This is a genomic window from Aminiphilus circumscriptus DSM 16581, from assembly GCF_000526375.1.
In the GTDB taxonomy this organism is placed as follows: domain Bacteria; phylum Synergistota; class Synergistia; order Synergistales; family Aminiphilaceae; genus Aminiphilus; species Aminiphilus circumscriptus.
In genome coordinates this window covers 312,982-334,051 of sequence record NZ_JAFY01000007.1, presented here as the reverse complement: position 1 = coordinate 334,051, position 21,070 = coordinate 312,982, and the positions used below count along the sequence as shown (strand labels likewise).

The window sequence follows — 21,070 nt, the reverse complement described above, 5'->3', positions numbered from 1 at the left end:
GAGAGGTCAACCTCCTTGTCCGTCGTCGGGCATCCGTACCCTGACTGCCAGATGTTTCTTCCCTCGGAGCGCAAAAACACAACGCACTTTTTTCGTTTCGCCGGCAGGCATCACTCCTCCTTCTCCGGTATCCCTCGGATACTCCCGCTTTCTTCTTCGGCACTCGCCACGGAAATCTTGAGTCCCGCATCGTCGAATCTTTCCAAAAGGCGCTGCGAGAGCGGAACGCGAAGCCTTGGGAAAAGAGAGACCCGGCGCAGCATGCCCTCCACCGCAGCCTCGGCGGCGTTCTGAATGGCCGGGTCCGCCGCGTCGAGACAGTTGGTGACGGTTTTTACCAGCCACAGAAGAAAGGGACGCACCAGATGGGGCTTTGTTTCCTCGAAATCGAGCACCAGGCGCCACACGGCGGCAAAGGTGGCGGGAAGATTGCCCGCGTTGAGCAGCTTCTCCGCCGCAATGCGCCGGGCCTCGAAGTCCACCTCGGGTTTTCCCGCCATGCCGGAACGGAGCAGGTCATCCAGGTATCCCTGCAGTCCCTGAAGCATTTGCTCCGTGAGCGCGGGGAGCTCCGGGTCTTCCGGGGCGTAGCGACGAGCGTTGTCGAGCAGCGTCCGGGCAAGGCGGTAGCGCGGCACGAAACAGAGATCGTGGGTGGCCACGATGCGGGCATAGTCTTTGAGAAAGGCCACGATCTGCTCCGTGGGGAGTTCCTTTCCGTCGTACTCCCCGTAGGCGCGCTCCATGTGGTGCACCGCCTCCTCGGCGCGCCCCTGGGCGTGGAGAAAGAGTGCCAGGCCCCATCGCTCTCCCGCCGTCCAGGGAGAGAGCCCCGCATCGCTCCGGGCGACGAGCAGGTTGAGCCGTGCCATGGCGGCATTGCGCGCCTCTCCGACCTCGGCGGCGAGGCGGCGGAGCAGCTCCGGAAAGCGGTCGGCGGCCTCGCCGTTATCGAGAGGCGGAAGCGGAACCCCCCTCTCGGGGGCCCCTCCGACTTCTTCCAAAAGGACGCCGATGAGCGCGTCGGCATAGCGGAGCCACTGGTCGAGAAAGGCCACGTTCACCCGGTGGGCCTGAAGGATTTCCCGCTGGATGCGGGCCCACTCCTCCACCTCCGCCACGGTCTCCAACCAGCGGGTGCGGGCCATGACCACCCCGGCGAGGTTCGCGTAGCTCTGGCCGATGAAACCGAGCACGGGATTGGTGACATGTACACGATCCAGATCGGTCGCCACCCTGCCGGCAATCTGTCGGCGCCGCTCGGGGGAGAGCCCCGGTGCGACGGCCCGCTCCACTGCGGCACCGATGTCGTCGAGGGCGGCACCGCAGGCGCGGATCTCCTCAAGGGAGCGGGCGATGCGCCCCCGCACTCCGGCGATGTCCGGAGTGCGCTCCCGCTGCGCCCTGATGACCAGTGCGCCGGGGGTCGTCTCCAGCGGCTCTCGGGAAAGGACGAAACGGTCCAGAAACTCCGCGAGAGGGCACACTTCCGTGCCGCGGATGAGAGCGCCTCCTTCGGTGCAATCGTGGACGGCGACACCCCGCAGATCGGGGATGAACATCTCGAAGACCTTGATGAAGAGAAACCAGACGTTCGTGGTCCGCACGGTGCCGCCGAGGGAGCCGGGGACGTCGAAGCCCCCCTCCTGTCCGCGTTTTCTTTCCACCTCCCGGGCGGAGACGTCGGCGGTGAGTTCCGCATGGCTTTGCCCCTCCTCGCCGAAGGCCAGATCCTGTCCGACGAGGGCAATGTGCGTGGCACCCCACATGGCGGCCACAACAAGGGCCATGTGCGCCACGGACATGCCGGACCGAAGGAGAAAGCTCTTCAGGACGGAGTGCATGAACCACCGGTCCACAGGAACCTCCATCTTTCCCACCACGGCCTTCGGACCGGGCCAGCGTCCCGGAATCTGGGGAGGACTCACCCCCTGGGAGAGCAACAGGATGTCCCGGCAGGCCTCGGCGTGCTCTTCCACAAGGGGGCGGAAATATTTGTTGTACATCTGCATGGGGCGCTCTAGAGTCACCACCACGTGAGGGCGGATGCCCTCGACGAGCAAGCGCCGCAGGGCCGTGTCCGCGGCGATGATGACGCAGCGGTCTTCCATGCCCCGGAGCAGGTGCAGGTTTTTTTCGAGCGAAGGCCCCGAGGCGACGCAGATGAAGGGCACTTCTCGGAAGTGCTCCGCCAGGGCGCCGAGGTCCGGGGTGGTGAGGAGCCAGGGGAGGTTCAGCACCATCTGCCGGAAGCCGAGGAGCGTGTCCTCCGGAGAGTTGCCCAGCATGTCGATGTGGGCACGGACCTCCCGCAGAAAACCGTCCCGCATCTGCCGGAAGACGCCGCCGAAGGCCTCCGTCTCGCCGTCGTGGAGCAGAAACTCCGCGTCGGCCACGATGTAACTCCCCATGGGGCGGATGTTGACGTCCATGGCCTCCCTGATGTCGGGAACATCCGCGGAAACCAGGAAGGAAAGGTGACATCCTTCGGGAACGGCCAGGTAGACCGACGTGAGGTTCAGGGTGTGGATGAGCAGGTCCAGGTTCGGCTCGAAGACCACCACGCCCAATGTTCCCTTTGGAAGGGAGCGAAAGCGGTGAAACAGATAGGGCGGCGCACCGACCCCCAGAAGAAGGAAGAGTGACTTTCTGGCAAGGCGCTTATCTCGGCGGGCTTCCACGGGGTGCTGAAAAAAGGGCACCGGAGACAGCCCCGAGATCCAGCGTCCGTTGCGCACCTCGCGGATCTGCGGCTCCGGCAGGTCCTGCCAGGCGGAAAGACGTTCCTCGATCTTCTTGGCCAAAAGAGGCTGGAGGGTGCGGAGTGTTCTCAGGTTCTGTTCGAGAAGGGGTGAAGGTTTCACGACATCTCTCCTCCGGCATGATCAGGTGTGGTTCACAAAGAAACGGGCCGACACGCAGGCGGCGTCGGCCGGAACAAGTGCAGCGGCATACGGACAACAGCCGGCGGCTTTCATGAAAAAGAGCGCGATCAGGGAACGTTCATTCTTCCTTCTTCGGAAAAAGGTCCTCCAGCGGCGCGGAGGGGCTCTGGGCGGCCGCCCGGAGGTTCTCTTCCCGGATCTGATCCCACAGCTCCTTGCGCCATACCCCCACGGAACGGGGCGCGCTGATGCCGATGCGCACCGAATCGCCCCGGGTCTCCACAATGACGATCTCGATGTCCTCGCCGATGACGAGTCCTTCCCCGACCTTGCGCGTGAGCACGAGCACTAGAAGTTCTCCTCTCCCGTCGGGGTAGTGCGGGAACCCGCCCCGTGTTCCTCTCCGAAGGCTCCGGCGGGACCGGCCGCACGGGCGGCCTCTTCGGCGGAAAGACGAGCCTGGGCTTCGAAGGATGCCCGCATTGCATCGGAGAGGACGAAAGCGCGAAGGCCGTATTCCTCGTTGCTGCAGATGACCTGTTTCGCCAGGCGCTTTGCCACGTTCACCACGATGGGAGCGCGCAGATTGGCGGTCATGTTCCAGGGTGCATCAGGAGGAATGGAGACCACGACCAGAATGCTCAGTCCGCCAGGATCCTCCACGGCAAGTTCTTCCAGATCACCGGAGACGATCCTGGCGTTATAGTCGGGCAGCACCGCCTGAGGTGGCATCACGGGAAGAGCGATGGCCCCGTCGGAAAGGCTTTGGAGCCATTTCACGGGGTTGTCGTCCTCTCCGGCAAGAGCCCATTCACGATGTTCGTAGAAACCGGGAATTCCCTTCGGAAAACGAAGCACATCTTCCTCGTTCACGGAAAGAACGCCGAACCGCGCGGTCGCAAAAGTCCTCACACCATCTCACCTCGTCGTCAACCAGCGGAGCAGCAAAACCGCCCCGAGGGAATGTCCCGCAACCGTCATCACCGACATCAGCTCAGGAAATCCACGAGCGTTGGCTGGATGATCTGGGCGATCACGGCCAGACTCGCCGAATAGATGGCCTGAGCCATCTGGTACTTGGTGATGGCATCGGCGAGATCCGTGTCCGCAACCTTGCTCTGCAGCTCCGTGAGAGACGTGGTGTTCATCGTCAGGCGCGCCTGGCTCTTCTCGTAACGCTGCACGAGCGCTCCTACCTCCGTGCGCTGCCGCAGAAGATTGTCGAGAAAATCGTCGATCTTGCCGAGAAGGGAATTGCTCAATCCCTCCCGATCCTGGGATGTTATCGCCGCCGTGAGGTCGTCGAGAAGACCGAAGAAATTCGTCTGGTTCTGGTTCGCCGCAGTGCGCACCGTCACGTTCTGGGTATAGGGTGTGTCGTCGGAAAGAGGACCGTTGCGCACCGCCGTGGTCGTCACACCTCCCGTGATCAACGTCCCGGAGGTGTCCGTCACGCTGATACGGTACCCCTGATCGGAGAGGAGGGCGAGATAGGATGTCCCTCCGTCGTCAAGGAGTTCCGCCCGGAGATCCTGTCCCTGGAAACGGTTGTTGATCGCGATGACGAGATCGTTGAAATCCACGGTTCCGGATTGGTCGTAATCGCGGATAGTCGACAGATCGATGGAATGGGTATATCCGTCCACGGTGATCTCGAGATTCCCCGCCGTGGGCAGGGTACCGCCGAGTTCCGCCCGGACGGTGTTGTCCAGCCCGAGGTATTGCGCCACATCTCCGGTGAGATCCAGCACGGAGACAGGGGAACCGTCCTTCGCGGAGAGGGCGAGCTGGACGGTTCCCCCGGCCGCACTCATGTTGGAGTCCACAAAGGACACGTCGAGCCAGCTTCCGGCGTTCAGGCGGATCTTCTCCGCAATCGTCTGGGGGGTATCTCCGGCGACAACCGCAATTTCCACGGTGCGCCCGAGGGTACTGATACGGAAGGTTCCCGGAGTACACAAAGCACCTACGGCCTCGTCGGACACGGCGTCACCGATCACTCCCGTGGTGAGGCCGAGCTGCAGGGCGATGCCGCCGCCGTATTCGTCGGCCTTAAGGTCCGGGTCGCCGAAGGGGAGATCCGTGATCCGCAGCGGTTCTCCGGTGTAACTGTAGAGGACGAACTGTCCGCTGCCAAGGTCGTCCGTGCCGAGCAGTTTGCCTCCGTATTGCTCGTTGACCTGGCGGACAATCTCCTCGGCGACCTTGACACCGTCGAGGTCGTTCGTTCCCGCCGTCGTCACATTCTCCCGGTAGAGTTTGACCGTGTATTCCCTGTCTCCCACGGTGACACTCACGAGCGCCGGCAACGTCTCGTCGAGACCACTTCCGGAAGGGAACGTTCCACTCGTGACGCCCTTCGTGACGGTGCTGACTCCGAGTTGGCTCGCGTAGTCGGCCCCAGCAACGGACGTCTTGTCGTAGAGAACGAAGGACTCGCCGTCGAGGGTCTTGATGACGAGGCGCTGTGTGGCATTCTCCGCGTTCGTTCCCCCCGAAGAGGCGGGGGAAAGCCCCTGGTCCTGCTCGTCCGTCTCCACCGTCACCTCAAGCCAGCTTCCGGCGACATTGCGGATGCGGGTGGCTAATTCCTCCAGCGTCAGATTCGCGTCATCGGTGATGAGGATCTCCGCCCGGTTGGAACCGCTCTCCAGCCGCCAGTGCAGTGCCGCCGCCGTGGTGTCGATGGAAAAGTTCGTGTCCACCTCCGTGCTCTTGATCGTGGTTTCCATGCGGAAAAGGCTGGTGAGGTCGATATGGCTGTGGTCGGTGGTCTTTTTCACGGCCTCGCTGGCAAGGGCGAGATCCTTCGCAGGATCCATCGTCAACGCTGTCGAGAAAAGATCCGTGGCGCCACCGGCCGGAGTGAGCGCCACCGTCCCCCCCGATTCATTGAAAAGGGCGATTCGCCCATTGCCCGCACCATCTTCAACGATCGCGGCAATGACACCCGAGACTCCGGCATTGATATTGTCCACGATATCCTGAAGCGAGTCCGTCGGAGCCACGTTGACGACGCTGGTCGTTCCGTCGCTTCTCTCGAAGGTGAGCGTACCGGGTGCAGTCACGGGTGTCGCCAAATTTCCATTTTCTCCCTCGGCGGATGGCGGCACGGGGAAAAGATATTTGGCACCGTCTGTCGCGGTAAGGTAGAATGCCTCTCCCTCTTCCTGACCGAAGACGACGAGCCGACCGTTCCCCGAACCGTCCTCCACGATTCGTGCAAGAACGTTCGGAATCTCGGCGTTGATGCGGTCCGCGATATCCTGGAGAGAATCGGCGGTCGTCACGTCGATGGTGCTGGTTGTTCCGTCGTTCCATCCGAAGGTGAGCGTACCGTCCGCCGCAAGGGGAGTCGCCAGATCCACATCGACGCCCTCGATCCCCTGAGAGAGCTGTTCCGCATCCGTACTGGGCCAGGAGGTGAGCTGCACGGGTTCTCCCGTGTGGCTGCGGATCACCAGTCGCTGCACGCCCGCGGCCTCGTCCTTGACGACCTCGACGGAGACGAGACGCCCCACGTCTCCCATGGCAAGGCTGGAATTGATGATCGCTGCGATCTCATCCAGAGTGTACCCTTCCGTCTCGTTGGGATCGCGGAACCGGTTGTAGTCCGTGTCGTCCACACTGTCCACGCCGTCGTCATCGGTCCATTTTTCCGGAATGAGAACCTTCGCCGTACGGTCCCCCACCTGAAACTGGAGCACCTCGCTGCGGCCGCTCCATTCAAAGTCGATGGGCACCTCGATGCTCTGCAACACGTACTGCGTCACATCCGACGGAAAGACCTCCAGGCCGTTCAGGGAGACCTTTCCCTCGGAGCCGCGTTCCGTCTCGAAGTAGATGTTGTAATCGTTGCCCATGTAGACCACATTGCCGTTCGCGTCGTACTGGAAGGGAATGGTGTCCGTGGCAAGCCCAGACAGGAGATAGCGCCCCTCCACACTGTAATTGGCGGTGAGCCGGAGTTCTTCCTTCAATTCCGCAATCTCCTGGGCGATGGCATCCATGTCAACATCCTCCAGCGCACCGTTTCCGGCATAGATCGTCAGCTCCCGGATACGCTGCACGATGGAGGTGATCTGGTCCAGTGCGGACTCGGTGTTCTCCAGCAGAGTAACACCGCTGTCCATGTTATACACGTATCTGGCATTCTCGAAAATAGCAGTGCCCAGGGACAGCTCCCGCGCCACGGCCACAGGGTTGTCCGAGGGGCGGCTGTAGAGCTTTTCCGAGGAAATCTGCTGCTGCAGTTTCAGGAGGCGGTTCAGGTTGTTGTGCATGTCCGCCAGTGTTGAAATCTGCACCATGGAATTCGTTACGCGCTGCATACCTACTCCCTCCTCCTGATTCCGGGAACCCTACGCGGCGTCTCAGCGACCGACGACGCCCATGCCGTTGATGATCTTGTCCAGGATCTCGTCCTGGGTGGTGATGAACCGGGACATGGCATTGAACGCCTGATTGAAGAGGATGATGTCCATCATCTCCTCGTCCAGGTTGACTCCCATCACCGATTGGCGCTGCGTCTCGATCTGGTTTACCAGTGCCCGCTGATTGGACGCCATGGTAGTGGCACGCAGTCCCTCACTGCCGATCTTCGCGATGAAGGTCTCGTAGTAGCCGTTGAAACTGGCACTGTTTCCATTGAGCACGGTGGCCTGTTTGAGCTGGGCCATGCGAAGCACGTTGCTTCCGTCGCCGGAACCGCACGTGTAGCCGTTGCCGTCGTCGCTCGCGGCGGCGATGAGATTCGCGTTCTTCTCTATGGCCGCATTGAGGCTCAGCTTGGTGGAGGCACCGGACCGGAGTGCAATGGGGTCGAAATAGGCGATGCCGGTTTCCGTGGCGCTGTCACCGTAACCGTGCCCGGCATAGTGGATGGCGTTCATCTCCTGGGCGAGCTCGTAGGCGATTTCGTCGAAGGTGGCGAGATGGCTCAGAATGATGTCGTCCCTGGCCTCCAGAAGTGCCGCGATCTCCCCGCCCTGAACGTGATGATCCACGGTGATTCCCGAGGTGCCCGTCGCCTTCAGGGTGAAGTGGATCCCCGTGCAGACCGTCTGCAGGGTGGACGCCGCATAGCCGTCGCTCTTGGACAGCAGGCGCGCCTCGGTGAAGGTGTTCTCCGAGGACATGTAGCGCACGCCGTCAAGCATGACCACTGCGTCCTGCGCCCGGGTGAGCACGCTGGTGGAGTTCTGCTCGACGCCGAGGGCCGTGTCCTCGGTATTGACGAGACCGAGCTTGCGTGCTGCGTAGAGGCTGCCGCCCTCGTCGCCGCCCACATTGATCCGGTACGCCTCGCCGACGACGTTGCTCTGGAGCACGAGATAGTGGCTGTTCGTGACTTCGTCGTAGCGGATCTCCGCGTGGAGCCACTGCTCCGGCGAATCGGGATCATCGTCGGAGGCCGCGAAGTGACCGTTGATCTTGTTCCGGATCGTCTCCAGCGTGTCCTCTTCGGTGATTTCGATCTCCACGGTAACTCCCTCGTCGGCCATGCCGAGCTTGCCCGCGAGGAGATCTCCCTTGACGTCCGTAAAGGAAAGAAGGCTGTTCTCCGTGGAGGCGACCTTGAGCCAAGATTTCGTTCCGGCGGTGTTCTCGCCGACGCTCACGTTGAGCCTCGCGTCGGTATAGACCGTGTCGGAGAGAAAAGCCTGCAGGTCGGAAAGCAACAGGGCGCCACCGGCACCGGAGCCGTTCACCTGCGTCGATCCGTGATTGTCCGTCAGTTCCCACTGAGCGGCCCCCGCATTCCAGGAAGCGGTGATGATGCTCTCGAAATCTCCGGAGGCGATGCGGAACTGATAGGATGTAGGGTCCGTACTCGCAGGCACGTCAAGGGCGATGGCGGTGGCGGCGCTTCCGTCGAACGAGGAACTCGTCTTCTGTGTTCCCGAGCTGCTCACGGTGATGCTGAAGCTGCCGGAGAGATTCAATGCCTCGTCCGTATATTGAGGTTCGACGCGGTCGTTGCCGTTGCCGATCTCCCAGGACGTCTCGGAGGCGAGGCGCTCCACGGTGAGCACGTGCACCGCTTCGGAGGCCTGCTGTTCGATGATGACGCCGAGCACATCGGGGTTGTCCACGTAATCGAACTCGTTGTCCTCCACCTGCACATCGTAGTACCCCAGGTTTCCCGCGACGGGGGCAAGGACGAGATGGCGCGTTTGTGTTCCCTGGACGAGGATCCTGCCGTCGAGATAGATCTTGTAATCGCCGTCCGCCTGCTCGGAAGACGTCGAGACGGTGCAGTCGATGAGCTTGCAGAGTTTCTCCACCAGAAGGTCCCGGCTGTCCAGCAGGTCGTTGGGATTTCCTCCGACACCCTGCACTTCGGCGATGACGCCGTTCAGTGCCGCGATCTGGTCGATGTAGTTGTTCGCCTCCTGCACCTTGAGCGCCACTTCCTCGTTCAGCGCCTCCCGGTACTGCGTGTAGTTCGTCGAGAGCTGATCGAGAAGCGTCGTGAGAGTGATTGTCTTCTGGACCAGCTCTTCTCTGGCAGCGGAGCTCTCGGGGTTCGTGTGCACCTCCTGGAGGGCGGACCAGAAGTCGTCAAGGGCACTGGAAAGACCATCCGTGGACGGTTCGCCGACGAAGACCTCGAGCGTGTTCATCACCTCTTCGATCTGCTCCCAATAGCCGAGAACCGTGGTCTCTTCGCGGTACTGCATGTCCAGGAAGGCGTCGCGGATGCGCACGATAGCATCCACACCCACGCCGGTTCCGATCTGTCCGGGGGAGGAGGGGCTGGAAAGGCCGGGCACCGTGTAAGGGTCGGTGCTCGACGCCTGGACACGCTGCCGCGAATATCCCTCGATATCGGCATTGGAGATGTTGTGCCCCGCCGTATCCATGCCCGTTCGGAAGTAGTTGAGCGCCCTTTTTCCCATCTCAAGGCCGAAAAAGGTACTGACCATGACGAACCTCTCCCTCCTTCGTTCGCACCGCACGCCTATCCCCGGAAATCGAAGCCTCCCGTCGGCGTCCCGAAAGATCCTTCAAGGCGGCGCCACTCGCCGATGAGCAATTCACCCAGCATGGTGCTCTGCTCCACGAGCCTCGAAAGGATCTGCATTTCCGATTTGAGCTTCAGCACTGCCTTGCACAATCCGTCTCCGGCGGAGCGAAGCCGACCCGCCTCGGCTTCCGCAAGGCGGGGGACAAATTCACTTAGAACAGGTGCGCATCCGAGGATACCCGCCAGAGAGTTCGTCTCCTTTTCGCGGGCGGCCTCCAGAGCTCGGGCCCGGGAGGAAAGCGCCTGCGCTTTCTTCATCAAGTCCTGCAACGAAGAAAGGCGCTCTTCCCGGAGCGCCTCCCGCTGCTGCACGACCACATTCCACAGCTCAAGCAGCGTCTGCGCCTGTTGCTCGAGCAGAGGAACCAATTTTTCCACCACGGGGTCATTCCTCCTTCTGCAGGATACCCGCAGTGAGAAGACGCCGTGCGACGAGATTCAGGTCCGGTTTGTACGTACCCGATTCGACCTGCTCGCGAAGCGTGTCCACGCGCTCACTCCGAATCTCCGGGAGCTTCTTGAGTTCGCCCGTCGCTTTGGCCAGCTCTTTGGCGAAGGTGCTGACCTCAAGTCCGTCGCTTTGGGTTTCTCCGGACGCCGACTTGTATTTCCCCGCGCTTTTCTGCAGATACTGGGCACCCAGAACGCGCTGCACCTTGTCGATCATGATCCCTCACCCCTGTCCATGAAGCTCGCTTCCAGTATCGGAATATCTTGAGAAAAGCTTTAGCCACCCGAGGAAAAAATCGGCGTTTTGCGCGACACGTGTGTCACACAAAACGCCCCAGGCGTTACGCGGCGCAGGCGCTCGCGGAACCGTCGCACAGGACCGCTACCGCAGAGCCGACGGAACCGCGCTCAACGCTCCTTTTTGTTGCGGCGGTATTTCTGATGAATGTACAGGAGGTTCTTCTTGTCCTTGAGAATGTCCGCGTGAATCCTGCGGGAGCAGGTAGAGCACAGGTTTCCCGTCACGATGGAGGCACCGCAGGATTGGCAGTTCCGTCGCCCCTTCCCGGGTTCGACTTTCTGAATGCGCCCGTCCTCGACAAGGGCCTGGAGGAATTTTTCGTCGAGATCGAGAAGTTTCGACAGGTCCTGAACGGTGGGAGTGAGCTTGGGGTGGGCGCGCAGGAAATCCCGCACGTAGGCGTACACCTCGTCGAGTTCGACCCGGCACTCGTTGCACACCGACGAGGTGCCGGCGCTCACGAAGGCGTTGCCGCAGACGGCACAACTGCGCAGATCAAAGTGGGCCATGCGGATTCCCTCCCCGGGAGCGACTCCAGGAAACCAGAGCGGACACCGCTCCACCGGCACGCATCACCGCGCCGGCGGCCCGCAGGAACGTGGTTCCCGTGGTGCACACATCATCGACAAGTATAACGCCTCTCAAGGGACCTGAACAGCGGCGCACCGAAAGGGCCTCTTCGGGAAGGCTTCTGCGGTCGGCGGCGGAGCGTTCCGCCTGTGGCGAAAGGGCTCTTTGCCATTCCAGCACATCTCGGACCGGGCGGGAGAGAACCGAGGCCATTCCTTCCGCGAGAAGTTTTGCCTGATTGAAGGAACGCGGACTCCCCCGATGGAGCGGAACGGGAACGAGATCGCCCTCGGGGAAGCTCGGGCACGCGGCGACGAGCCGGCCGAGCGCGTGCCCCATGGGGATGCCGAGAGAGGACTGACCTCGGTATTTGAGATCGAGGAGAAGACGCCGCGGCATGCCGTCGTGAAGGGTGCCGAAGAAGAGCGGCGGCAGATCGGGATGTGCCGGACAGGGTGCGGGAACACCACAACGGGGACAGACCGGTGTCGGCGGTGGAAGAAGCGCGTCGAGACAGGCGGGACAAACGGGAACCGCCATGCGTCCACAGAGCGGGCAGACTGCGGGCCAGAGGAGATGGCAGAAAACCTGTCGCAGAAAGGTGAACATGCCCTACAGCAGAACCGGAAACGTTCCGCCTCGAGAACGCCCGGCGAACGACACTCCGGTTTTTTTGCCGGAGGAACGGAAGACGGCAGCGAGGGCGAAATCGAACGCCCCCGCTGCCGTCAAAGAGTTTCTTCCCACGCGTTCGTTCTTTTTCAGCGCCCCGCGGCCTTGCGAAGCGCCTCGGCCCGATCCGTGCACTCCCACCGGGGCAGAGGATCCAGATCGATGCGTCCCATGTGTCCATAGGCGGCGAGCCGGCGATACTGGGGCTTGCGAAGTTCCAGATCCCGGATGATGGCGGCGGGACGGAAGTCAAACTGTTCGCGCACAAACCTCGTGAGCGTGGCGTTGTCCACGACGCCGGTACCGAAGGTCTCCACCATGATGGAAACGGGATGGGCCACACCGATGGCGTAGGCCACCTGGATCTGACACACCTCCGCCAGCTCCGCGGCGACGATGTTCTTTGCGGCATAGCGGGCCATGTACGCGGCGGAACGGTCCACCTTGGTGGGATCCTTGCCGGAGAAGGCACCTCCACCATGAGGCGCAACACCGCCGTAGGTATCGACGATGATCTTGCGTCCCGTGAGACCAGTATCCGCCATGGGGCCGCCCAGCACAAAGCGGCCCGTGGGGTTGACGAGAAGACGGGTCTTTCCGTCCAGCAGCGCCGCAGGGATCACCGGCCTGATGACGTGCTCCAGGATGTCCGCGGCGATCTGTTTCTGCTCCACTTCGGGATGATGCTGGGTGGAGACGACGATGGTGTCTGCACGGAGGGCTTTTCTCCCCTCGTATTCCAGCGTCACCTGGGTTTTTCCGTCGGGACGCAGATAGGGGAGAACGCAGTCTCTGCGCATTTTGGCGAGCCGCCGAGCCAGACGATGGGCCAGTGCAATGGGAAGAGGCAGATATTCCTCGCATTCATTGCAGGCATAGCCGATCATCATGCCCTGATCGCCTGCGCCGACTTTGTCGATTTCATCGTCGTTCATGTCTTTTTCGCGGATTTCCAGGGCCTTGTCCACTCCCTGGGCGATGTCGGGAGACTGTTCGTCGATGGCGGTGATCACCGCGCAGGTATCCCCGTCGAATCCGTACTTCGCTCGGGTGTAGCCGATTTCCTTGACGATGGATCTCGCAAGGGCCGGGATCTCCACGTAGCAGGACGTGGTGATCTCTCCCGCGACAACGACCAATCCGGTGGTGACGAGAGTCTCACAGGCCACTCGTCCCATGGGGTCCTGCTCGAGAATCGCGTCGAGAACTCCGTCGGAGATCTGGTCCGCCAGCTTGTCCGGATGCCCTTCCGTCACCGACTCGGACGTAATGAGAAAACGCTCGTTCGCCATAACCTACCGCACCTCCGCAACACAACATTACTGCCCATGCATAAGGAACATCACGGGCAGAGAAACGTCAACCTTGTGGAATCTCTGAATAAGGCTACGTGAGCCCTGCCGGGCGCCTCGCAGAGCCTGACGCGACCCGAGTCAAGGGAAAGCGAAAGGTCTTTCTTCGGAGCTTCCTTGTAATGTACATTTTATACAGTGCCTGGAAAGAAATGTCAACGTACAACATTTCTCACAGCCTTTTCCCGGAAAAAGCTGTGGGGAAAATCACGTCAGGAATATTCTATCGGTCTGCGAAGCAACATGACCGCCCCTTCCCTATGCTCGAATCCGTGAGGGGCGAGAAAGGGCGCCAAGTCGCTGGTATAGGTGATGAGAAGCGGGATCTTGCGCACCGCCGGATGTTCCAAGACATATTCAATCAGCGCGGATCCCAGCCCCTTGCCCTGGTGGTCGGGATGAACCAGGATGTCCCAGAGCGACCCGCGAAAGACAAAATCCGTAAGAAGACGACAGAAGGCCACTACCTTGCACTCGAAGTGGACGGAAAAGCACATGCTGCTCCCCTCGAGCATTTTTCGGATCTCCTCGAGAGAACGGCTTCTCCCCCATCGTGTGAAAAGGTAGAGGTTATGTATGCTCTCCGCGTCCACGGCCAGTTTGCTGTCGTAGAACAGATACCCCTGCGGAATGGGGTGCGGCACTTTCGGCACGGAGCAACCCGGATGCGTCGGAAACGGCCTTTACGACCGAGCCGTCGCGGAATCAGCGCCGCCGAGAGACATGCCGACACAGATACGCCGCAAATCGCCTCCGCGGGCATCGGCACTCACCGGAAGCTGCACCACCTGGCCGGTACCGCAGCGAGGACATATCCACATGGCCCGGGCCATGCCATCCGCGTCGGGAGCACCCGCCAAAACCTTCACTTCACCGCAAAGCTGGCATGCCACGATCAGCATTTCTCCAGATCTCCCTTCGTCTTCCCCGAGGAAACGCAGGATGTGTGTTTATTGTACCTCAGTTTCCTCCTCAGGGGAACGCACTTCCAACTTCACCTGCACGGGCCCTTCCGTAAAGGTGGTCTCCGCGGCGGTGACGATGAGTTCGAGCGTTCCTTTCGAAGAGGCGATCTTCTCCACGGCGTCGAAGAACTCCGCCGCGGCGAGAGTACCCACCGTTCCACGAAGCGGATCGCGCAGCACGCCGTCCGCCGTGGCTTTTCCGTTCACCTCCGCGAGGATTTCGTAGAGTTTCGCTTCCGCCGCATCGAGTGTAAGTCCTCCCTGGATCCTGCGCACGAGCAGAACCGTCCCCGCCTCGTAGATCCGCGTGCTCTCCAGCGCCTCGACTTTGGTCTGCACGCGCTCGCCGAGAACGGCGTTGGAGCTGGCCACCAGGCGAAGCACCATACGCAGGGGAGCCCCATCCGCGCCAACCTGATCGAGCACCTGACGAAGGGAATCAGCGCTGATCTCGACGGGCATTTCCTCGGAACCTTCGGGAAGGCGACGGCGGATCACCACAACGGCACGCTCGCGGAGAGACCGGATGGCCTCTTCCGCCGCAACGTCATCGCTCCCCTGGGGAAGAGGCAACTGGGCGATGATCTCTCCGGCCAGGACGATGATGCGCCCCGCACGGATCTGCTCGAGACCCGTTCGGAGCGCCTCGATGTCCTTTTCCAGTTCGGTCCGTTGCACCTCGAGACGATGCACCTCTCCTTCCAGTTTCTGGCGGCGCTCCTCGGCGGCACTCTTCGCCGCGAGAGAACGCTCGAGCTGCTCCTGAAGGGTTCGCAGCGACTCCTCGCTTTCGGCAAGGCGCTTTTCCACCTGGGCCAGTTCCTGACGCTTCGTGGCAAGCTCCGCCTGATTCTCGAAAAGCCGGAGTTCCAGCGCTTGCATTTCCTGCTGGTTTTCCTGGAGTTGGGAGGTAAGTTCGGTGATCTGTCGCTGAACGAATTTGAGGCTGAACAGCGCCGTTCGGACCGTGTCCGTGGTGGTGGAGAGAATGAACAGGGTGGCAAGGGTGATGATCACTCCCGTCACCGCGGTGACAATCGACGAGGTGTAGCGGGGCCGTAAGCCGAAGATGGAGATGCGCTTTTTCCCGATGCGCATGCCCAACACGTCTCCCACGTAGGCCACAACAGCACTCACGAGAATAAGAACGATCAGGAGCTTCCAGTTGATGTCGCCCAGGTGTTCAAGCACCGCTCCATCATCTCCTCGTTTCGAAAGCTCTCTGTCCGGAAACAGGCGGTCGAATGAAAAGCCGCGTTCCACGCACCTCGACGGAAACGACCTCTCGGCGCAGAGGTCTTTCAACGAACACGTTCGGCTCTCCTGACCCGAAAACTGTCGTCCGGTCTCGGAAAGACCCGTTCCTCCCGGTTTTTCGAAAAACATCACACCCTATCGGCGGTACTGGAAGGGTGACGCTTCAAGAAAAACAGTACCACATTTTCCCGGAATTACCGCATGTAAAAAAGCGGGCTCCACAAGGGAGCCCGCGAACATCGCTTCTTTACGCATCCGAACGCTTTCCGAAAGACGGCTCCGGGAGCGCGGGTCCTGCTTCTACTTGTCCATGCTCTTGAGAACTTCCCGGGAGATTTCGAGGCTCTTCTCGATATCCTCCACGGGAACGTTGAGGGCGGGACGATACCGCATGGAGACGTTGCCGCAGGGAAGAATGAGCATCTTTCTGTCCCAGCATCCCTTCTTGAAGGTATCCCGCAGCTCGGCGTTGGGGAAATCGTAGGCGCACATAAGCCCCTTGCCGCGCACGTTGGAAATGAGGTGGGGAAATTCCTTCTGGAGATCCATAAGCCCGCTGAGCAGCTGGGAGCCCGCCGTGTTGGCCACGTAGTCGAGGATGTTCTCGTCGCGGTAGATTTCGAGATAGCGGGTGGCGCGGACCATGTCGCAAATGGTACCGCCCCAAGTGGAGTTGATGCGGCTGGAGACGACGAAGCAATTGTCGTCCACGTCGTCGATGCGGGGCCCCGCCACGACGCCGCACTGCTGGGCCTTTTTCCCGAAGGAAAAGAGGTCGGGTCTCACACCGTGATGCTCCCAGGCCCACATTTTACCGGTGATGCCCATGCCGCACTGGACCTCGTCGAAGATGAGGAGGATGTCGCTCTCGTCGCAGATCTGGCGCAGAGCCTTGAAGAACTCGGTGCGGAAATGGTTGTCGCCGCCCTCGCCCTGGATGGTCTCGATGATGATCGCGCAGATGTCGTCGGGATCTTCGGCGATGGCACGCTTGATCTGGTTGAGGGACGTGCGTTCCATCCACTCGACGATACCCAGGTTCTGTTCGAGAGGCCAGACTATCTTGGGATTGAGGACTCTGGGCCAGTCGAACTTGGCGAAGAACTGGTATTTGTTGGGGTCATTGGTGTTGGTGGTGGAAAGGGTATAACCGCTGCGTCCGTGGAAGGCTTCGTTGAAATGGAGGACCTTGGTGCCCTTGCTTCCCGAAACGGCCTGGCCCTTGGTGATCTTGCCGGCCTTGAGAAGCTTGCGCACCTTCCAGTCCATGGCGATCTTGAAGGTGTTCTCCACGGCGAGAGTGCCGTAGTCGATGAAGAAGAGGTGATCCATGCCCTCGGGTTTCGCCACCTCGGCGAAGGTCTTCACGAACTCTGCCATTTCGACGGTGTAGATGTCCGAATTGGCAACTTTGTTGATGGCGGAGCGGAAGATCTTCTCCTTGAACTCGTCGGTCGTCGTCCGCGGATGATTCATGCCGAAAGGTGCCGAGGCGAAGAACGTGTAGAAATCAAGCCACTGGTCTCCGGTTTTCGCATCGACAATGTGACTGCCCTTCGATTTTTCCATGTCGATGACGATATCGAAGCCGTCCCGGAGCATCCATTTCTCGATGGTCGGGAACACCTGGTCCGGAGTCACGCTCCACTTGACGTGTGCCATTGTACCTTCCTCCTTGTGATCAAACGGCTCGACAGCCCACCCTCGGAAATCACCTTGTGAACTGTACTCTTAACTTCACCCGGTTTACATTCTATGTCGGACTCGATCTTCGCGCAAGTGGGAATTTCCAGACATCAGACGACAATTCGTTCTTTCGCGAAGACCATGTTTCATGGACACGCATCTTCCACCGCTGGTTTCGGCGGTCCGGACACGAAAAAGGGAGGAAAACTCTGAACAAAGATCTTTCGCTTTTCCTTGACTCGGGTCGCATCAGGCTCTGCGAGGCGCCCTGCGGGGCTGACGTAGCCTTCTTGAGGTTCCGGAAGATGAAGATGATTAACGGGAGCAAACTTCGGTCTTTCTGAAGGGATCGTGGATTCTCCGGACAAATGGCCTTTTTGAAGGGACACAAAACTGCAAAGCAAGTTTTCTTCAGGGGTATTCGGATTGGGTAAACGCTCACGGCGGAAATCTTTTTCAGCGGTTCCCGCCGGTTCAGCCGGATGAGGCGGACTAGAGATCTGGGAAGGGTGCCAGGGCAAGGTGTTCCCGAATGAGTGCGGCGGCGTGAAATGTTCCCGAATCCATGCCAGGACATCGCCTCGCCTCATCCGCCCAGTTGTCGGGGTGCGCGAGCAGAGAGGGCCAGAAGGGAAAGAGACGACACTGAAGAGGCCTGACGGGGTAAACAGCGCACTTCCCAAGGGAGGCATCGAAAAAGACGCAGTCGCCGTTCCACCGCTCCCGGAGAGAGGGACGGCGCTCCCTGGTCACCGTGTAGGAACGGCGGAACTGTTCCGGAGAAAGAGCGAGAAAGGTGCACAGAGCCTCCTCCTCGGAAGGAGTGAACCACACCGCTCCGGGCTCTCCTCGACAGCACCGGCCGCATCCTCGGCAGGAAAAAAATAAACCATTTATCCACCACGGTTGATTTTTTGACATCTTCAGGCGTCCGCCGCCTTGTCCTGCGGAAGCGCCTCTTTCAATTGCTCGTAAAGGATCCTCCAGAGTCCGATTCCTTCTCCCCGCGTGAGAGATTCGGCAGCCATCTCGACGGAAAGATCCTCGAGAACGCCGAAGGGGCGCTTTTCGTCGTGCCCCCCCATGCTGCGGGCCTGGCGCATCATGTCCTTCCAGAGCATGCCGAGGAAAATGCCCTCGAACTGGCGGCATGCCTCCTCGAGTTCCGTCGCCTCGCGTGAGGATATTTTTTCCGCGATGTCTCCGCTCCGTGCTGTCCCGACCAGATCGTCGATCTTCATCACATGACCACCAGCTCTCCGTGAAGTGCACCCGCCTGCTGGATGGCCTGGAGAATGGCGATGATGTCCCTCGGGCTGGCGCCGACGCCGTTCATGGATTTCACCAGATCGTTCACGCTCGTCGCCGCAGGGAGTGTGAGGAGTTGTCCCGGCTGTTCCTGAACGCTCACGTCCGTCTGGGTGGTCACCGTCGTCTCTCCCCGACTGAAGGGCTGCGGCTGGGAGACGTCCTGGCGCTCCTGAACCCGAACGGTGAGGTTGCCGTGAGCGACGGCGACGGAACCGATGCGCACGTCACCACCCATGACGACCGTTCCAGACCGCTCGTTCACCACGACGCGCGCGACCGTGTCGGGACGAACTCGAAGCCCTTCCACCTCGGCAAGGAACTGTGTGGGATTCGTACCGAAAGCGGGGGGCACCACGACGGCGACCCGGGTGGCATCGACAGGAGCGGCGATGTTGCCGTACTGCCGGTTGAGCGCTTCCGCGACCCGCTGGGCAGTGGTGAAATCCGGATTACGGAGCAGAAGGGTGATGCGCCCTCCCTCCGCAAAAGCCATGGGAACGTCTCTCTCGACGATGGCACCTCCGGCGACGCGCCCCGTGGTGGTGATGTTCTTCGTCACCTGCGCGCCCTGGCCTCCCGCGGCGAAACCGCCCACGAGGAGGGGACCCTGGGCCACGGCGTAGACCTTGCCGTCCGCGGCCTGGAGAGGTGTTTGCAGGAGAACGCCCCCCTGAAGGCTTTTCGCGTCCCCCATGGCGCTCACGCCGACATCCACGGTCTGCCCCGGGCGGGCGAAGGCAGGAAGCTCGCAGGTCACGGTGACGACCGCGGCGTTTTTGCTCTTGATAGCCTTGGTGTCCACGGCGACACCGAACTGGCGGGCCATGTTCTGCATCATGCGCAACGCCAGGTCACCCTTGTCTCCCGTGCCCTGAAGCCCTACCACGAGCCCCATGCCGATGAGCTGGTTCGGGCGGACCCCCTCGACGTTGACGAGATCCTTGACCCGAACGTCCGGATGGAGTTCCTCCGCAAAAGAAGCTCCGACCGGGAAGAGCGTCAACAAAAAAAGTCCTACGACTCCTACGACAGAAAGGATTCCCGCTCCCGGAAAAATTCGCCGCTTCATCTCGGTGCGATACACCGTCGTCACACTCCTCAGAACAGAACCTGGAAGATTTGCGTGAGTACTCCGGGACGTTGCACGCGCGTCAACGCACCCTTGCCTTCGATACCCACCTCGGCATTCGCCACGAGATCGCTCAGGACCACATTGTCGGAACCGATGTCACTGGGACGCACGACACCGCGGAAACGGAGTTTAAGGGTCTCGTCGTGGGTTTTGAGATCCCTTCCTCCCTCGATGACGAGGTTTCCGTTGGGCAGTACTTCCGTGACAAGACAGGTGACCCGCGCCGTCGCCGTATGGGTCCGCTCGGTACTGCCGTCTCCCTTGGTGGAACTGCCGGACTTGAACCCGAGGGCCTTGATGAAGTCGAACAATCCCCATCCGTCGGCGATGCTGGAATCGTTGGTCTTCGAGACATCCGTCTTGGCCTCGTCCTTGGTGGCGGTTTTTTCCTTGACGAGCACCGTGACGATATCCCCCACCTTCGAGGGTTTTTGATCCGCAAAAAGGCTCCCCCCGTCCTGCCAAAGGGACTGAGCCCCTCCGACAGAAGCAAGGAACACACCCAAGAGACCCAACAGGGCCGGAACACTCATGCGACGTCCCATGTTCGTCACTCCCCCTCCACGATGACCACGCCGGGACCGGAAACGACACAGGCGATGATCCGCCGGCTCAACACATTGCGTACTCGTATGGTATCACCTACACCACCGTTGTCGAGAGCCTCTCCCGAGGCCTCCACCTGAAGTCCTCCCGCCCGGAAAACCATCCGCACCGGATCTCCCTTGGCGATGACCGGCACCGATTCCACATCGTCCGTGAACACGACGCCTCCCTGCGCGAGATTTCTCGTAAGCCTCGCCCCGCAAAGCCGAAAGGGATCCGCGGGCGTCCGAAGCCCCGAACGTTCCACGAAAAGAACCCGCAGATCTTCCTCGGAAAGAACGCTTCCCCTCGGCAGAGAGCGGCGAAGCACCGCCGCGGGCTGGCGCCATTTGATGCGGACGGGGACCGAAAATTCCCGCCCCCCGGTCAGACGATACCGAAGGACCGTCGCGGTGATACCGGGCTTGATCTCTCTGGGACTGACGAGAACCGCTCCGGAAGGAAGCGTTCCTTCCCGCTCCACATCGAGACGCCAGACCCAACGTGAGAGACGGCGCACATCCGCCGTCACCGGATCCTCGGGCAACACGCGCACCTGCTCCGGCATGCGCAAAGCCACTCGCGTTCCGGCGAGTCCGCCCCGCAAAAGAGCCTCCAGCACCATTTCCCTGGTGAGGATCCCGTCCTTGGGAAGAATTCTGGCTCTCGCTGCCAGGGCGACGAGAGACGGATCTCCGTCGAAGCTCGCCGCCTCGAGGAGCATCATCTCGCCGCCTTGGTGAGCAAAGTCCCGCTCCAGAACGACCAGAAGCGCTGCGTTCTCCGCGCCGAAAGAGAGCGGAACCAAGAGAAACACGAAGGAAGAGAGAAACGCAAGGCGGGCCGAAAGACGACCCGCCCGAGAGAACGACAT

19 protein-coding genes are annotated in these 21,070 nt (G+C 61.0%); all 19 read right to left on the bottom strand.

From position 1 onward, the window contains the following. Positions 1–110 precede the first annotated feature (110 nt). The 19 genes from K349_RS0112310 to flgA all read right to left on the bottom strand — a co-directional run bounded on the left by K349_RS0112310 (position 111) and on the right by flgA (position 21,070). Positions 111–2,864 (bottom strand): 6-hydroxymethylpterin diphosphokinase MptE-like protein, encoded by a 2,754-nt coding sequence (locus tag K349_RS0112310; protein ID WP_029166083.1) that lies wholly within the window; start codon positions 2,862–2,864, stop codon positions 111–113. Between the two features lie 139 nt (positions 2,865–3,003). Next, positions 3,004–3,234 carry a carbon storage regulator CsrA gene (gene csrA / locus K349_RS0112305; RefSeq protein WP_029166082.1) on the bottom strand — a complete coding sequence of 77 codons (231 nt, stop codon included), beginning with the start codon at positions 3,232–3,234 and terminating at the stop codon, positions 3,004–3,006. Further along, positions 3,234–3,797 carry a flagellar assembly protein FliW gene (gene fliW / locus K349_RS17200; protein ID WP_029166081.1) on the bottom strand — a complete coding sequence of 188 codons (564 nt, stop codon included), beginning with the start codon at positions 3,795–3,797 and terminating at the stop codon, positions 3,234–3,236. The genes csrA and fliW overlap by 1 nt, the downstream gene beginning before the upstream one ends. Before the next feature lie 77 nt (positions 3,798–3,874). Further along, positions 3,875–7,216 (bottom strand): flagellar hook-associated protein FlgL, encoded by a 3,342-nt coding sequence (gene flgL, locus K349_RS18175; protein ID WP_029166080.1) that lies wholly within the window; start codon positions 7,214–7,216, stop codon positions 3,875–3,877. Between the two features lie 42 nt (positions 7,217–7,258). Continuing rightward, entirely contained in the window at positions 7,259–9,814 is a 2,556-nt protein-coding gene (gene flgK / locus K349_RS0112290) for a flagellar hook-associated protein FlgK (RefSeq protein WP_029166079.1), read from the bottom strand. Between the two features lie 35 nt (positions 9,815–9,849). Continuing rightward, positions 9,850–10,296 (bottom strand): flagellar export chaperone FlgN, encoded by a 447-nt coding sequence (gene flgN, locus K349_RS0112285; protein WP_029166078.1) that lies wholly within the window; start codon positions 10,294–10,296, stop codon positions 9,850–9,852. 4 nt (positions 10,297–10,300) lie between these two features. After that, on the bottom strand, positions 10,301–10,582 hold the full coding sequence (gene flgM / locus K349_RS0112280; RefSeq protein ID WP_029166077.1) for a flagellar biosynthesis anti-sigma factor FlgM: 282 nt from the start codon (positions 10,580–10,582) through the stop codon (positions 10,301–10,303). Positions 10,583–10,773: 191 nt separating this feature from the next. Next, positions 10,774–11,175, bottom strand: coding sequence for a hypothetical protein (locus tag K349_RS0112275; protein ID WP_029166076.1), 402 nt, complete (start codon positions 11,173–11,175; stop codon positions 10,774–10,776). Further along, positions 11,162–11,776: a ComF family protein gene (locus K349_RS0112270; RefSeq protein WP_157367388.1), complete on the bottom strand. Its 615-nt coding sequence runs from the start codon at positions 11,774–11,776 to the stop codon at positions 11,162–11,164. The genes K349_RS0112275 and K349_RS0112270 overlap by 14 nt, the downstream gene beginning before the upstream one ends. Before the next feature lie 221 nt (positions 11,777–11,997). Then, positions 11,998–13,200: a methionine adenosyltransferase gene (gene metK / locus K349_RS0112260; protein WP_029166074.1), complete on the bottom strand. Its 1,203-nt coding sequence runs from the start codon at positions 13,198–13,200 to the stop codon at positions 11,998–12,000. A 272-nt stretch (positions 13,201–13,472) separates the two neighbouring features. Further along, the gene (locus tag K349_RS0112255) at positions 13,473–13,913 is read right to left on the bottom strand and encodes a GNAT family N-acetyltransferase (protein ID WP_245588054.1); all 441 of its coding nucleotides are present in this window, start codon (positions 13,911–13,913) and stop codon (positions 13,473–13,475) included. 30 nt (positions 13,914–13,943) lie between these two features. Further along, positions 13,944–14,162, bottom strand: coding sequence for a hypothetical protein (locus tag K349_RS0112250; RefSeq protein WP_029166072.1), 219 nt, complete (start codon positions 14,160–14,162; stop codon positions 13,944–13,946). A 48-nt stretch (positions 14,163–14,210) separates the two neighbouring features. Continuing rightward, on the bottom strand, positions 14,211–15,416 hold the full coding sequence (locus tag K349_RS0112245; RefSeq protein WP_169731353.1) for a DUF3084 domain-containing protein: 1,206 nt from the start codon (positions 15,414–15,416) through the stop codon (positions 14,211–14,213). Between the two features lie 366 nt (positions 15,417–15,782). Continuing rightward, positions 15,783–17,144: an L-lysine 6-transaminase gene (gene lat, locus K349_RS0112240; RefSeq protein ID WP_029166070.1), complete on the bottom strand. Its 1,362-nt coding sequence runs from the start codon at positions 17,142–17,144 to the stop codon at positions 15,783–15,785. Between the two features lie 516 nt (positions 17,145–17,660). Then, a complete protein-coding gene (locus tag K349_RS0112230) occupies positions 17,661–18,089 on the bottom strand; it encodes a YkgJ family cysteine cluster protein (protein WP_029166068.1) in 429 nt (142 codons plus the stop codon). A gap of 2 nt (positions 18,090–18,091) precedes the next feature. Continuing rightward, positions 18,092–18,409, bottom strand: a complete 318-nt coding sequence (locus K349_RS0112225; protein WP_034266017.1) for a hypothetical protein — start codon at positions 18,407–18,409, stop codon at positions 18,092–18,094. After that, entirely contained in the window at positions 18,409–19,563 is a 1,155-nt protein-coding gene (locus K349_RS0112220; protein ID WP_245588052.1) for a flagellar basal body P-ring protein FlgI, read from the bottom strand. The genes K349_RS0112225 and K349_RS0112220 overlap by 1 nt, the downstream gene beginning before the upstream one ends. A 14-nt stretch (positions 19,564–19,577) precedes the next feature. Further along, positions 19,578–20,156: a flagellar basal body L-ring protein FlgH gene (locus tag K349_RS0112215; protein WP_029166065.1), complete on the bottom strand. Its 579-nt coding sequence runs from the start codon at positions 20,154–20,156 to the stop codon at positions 19,578–19,580. A 5-nt stretch (positions 20,157–20,161) separates the two neighbouring features. Continuing rightward, on the bottom strand, positions 20,162–21,070 hold the full coding sequence (flgA, locus tag K349_RS18170; RefSeq protein ID WP_029166064.1) for a flagellar basal body P-ring formation chaperone FlgA: 909 nt from the start codon (positions 21,068–21,070) through the stop codon (positions 20,162–20,164).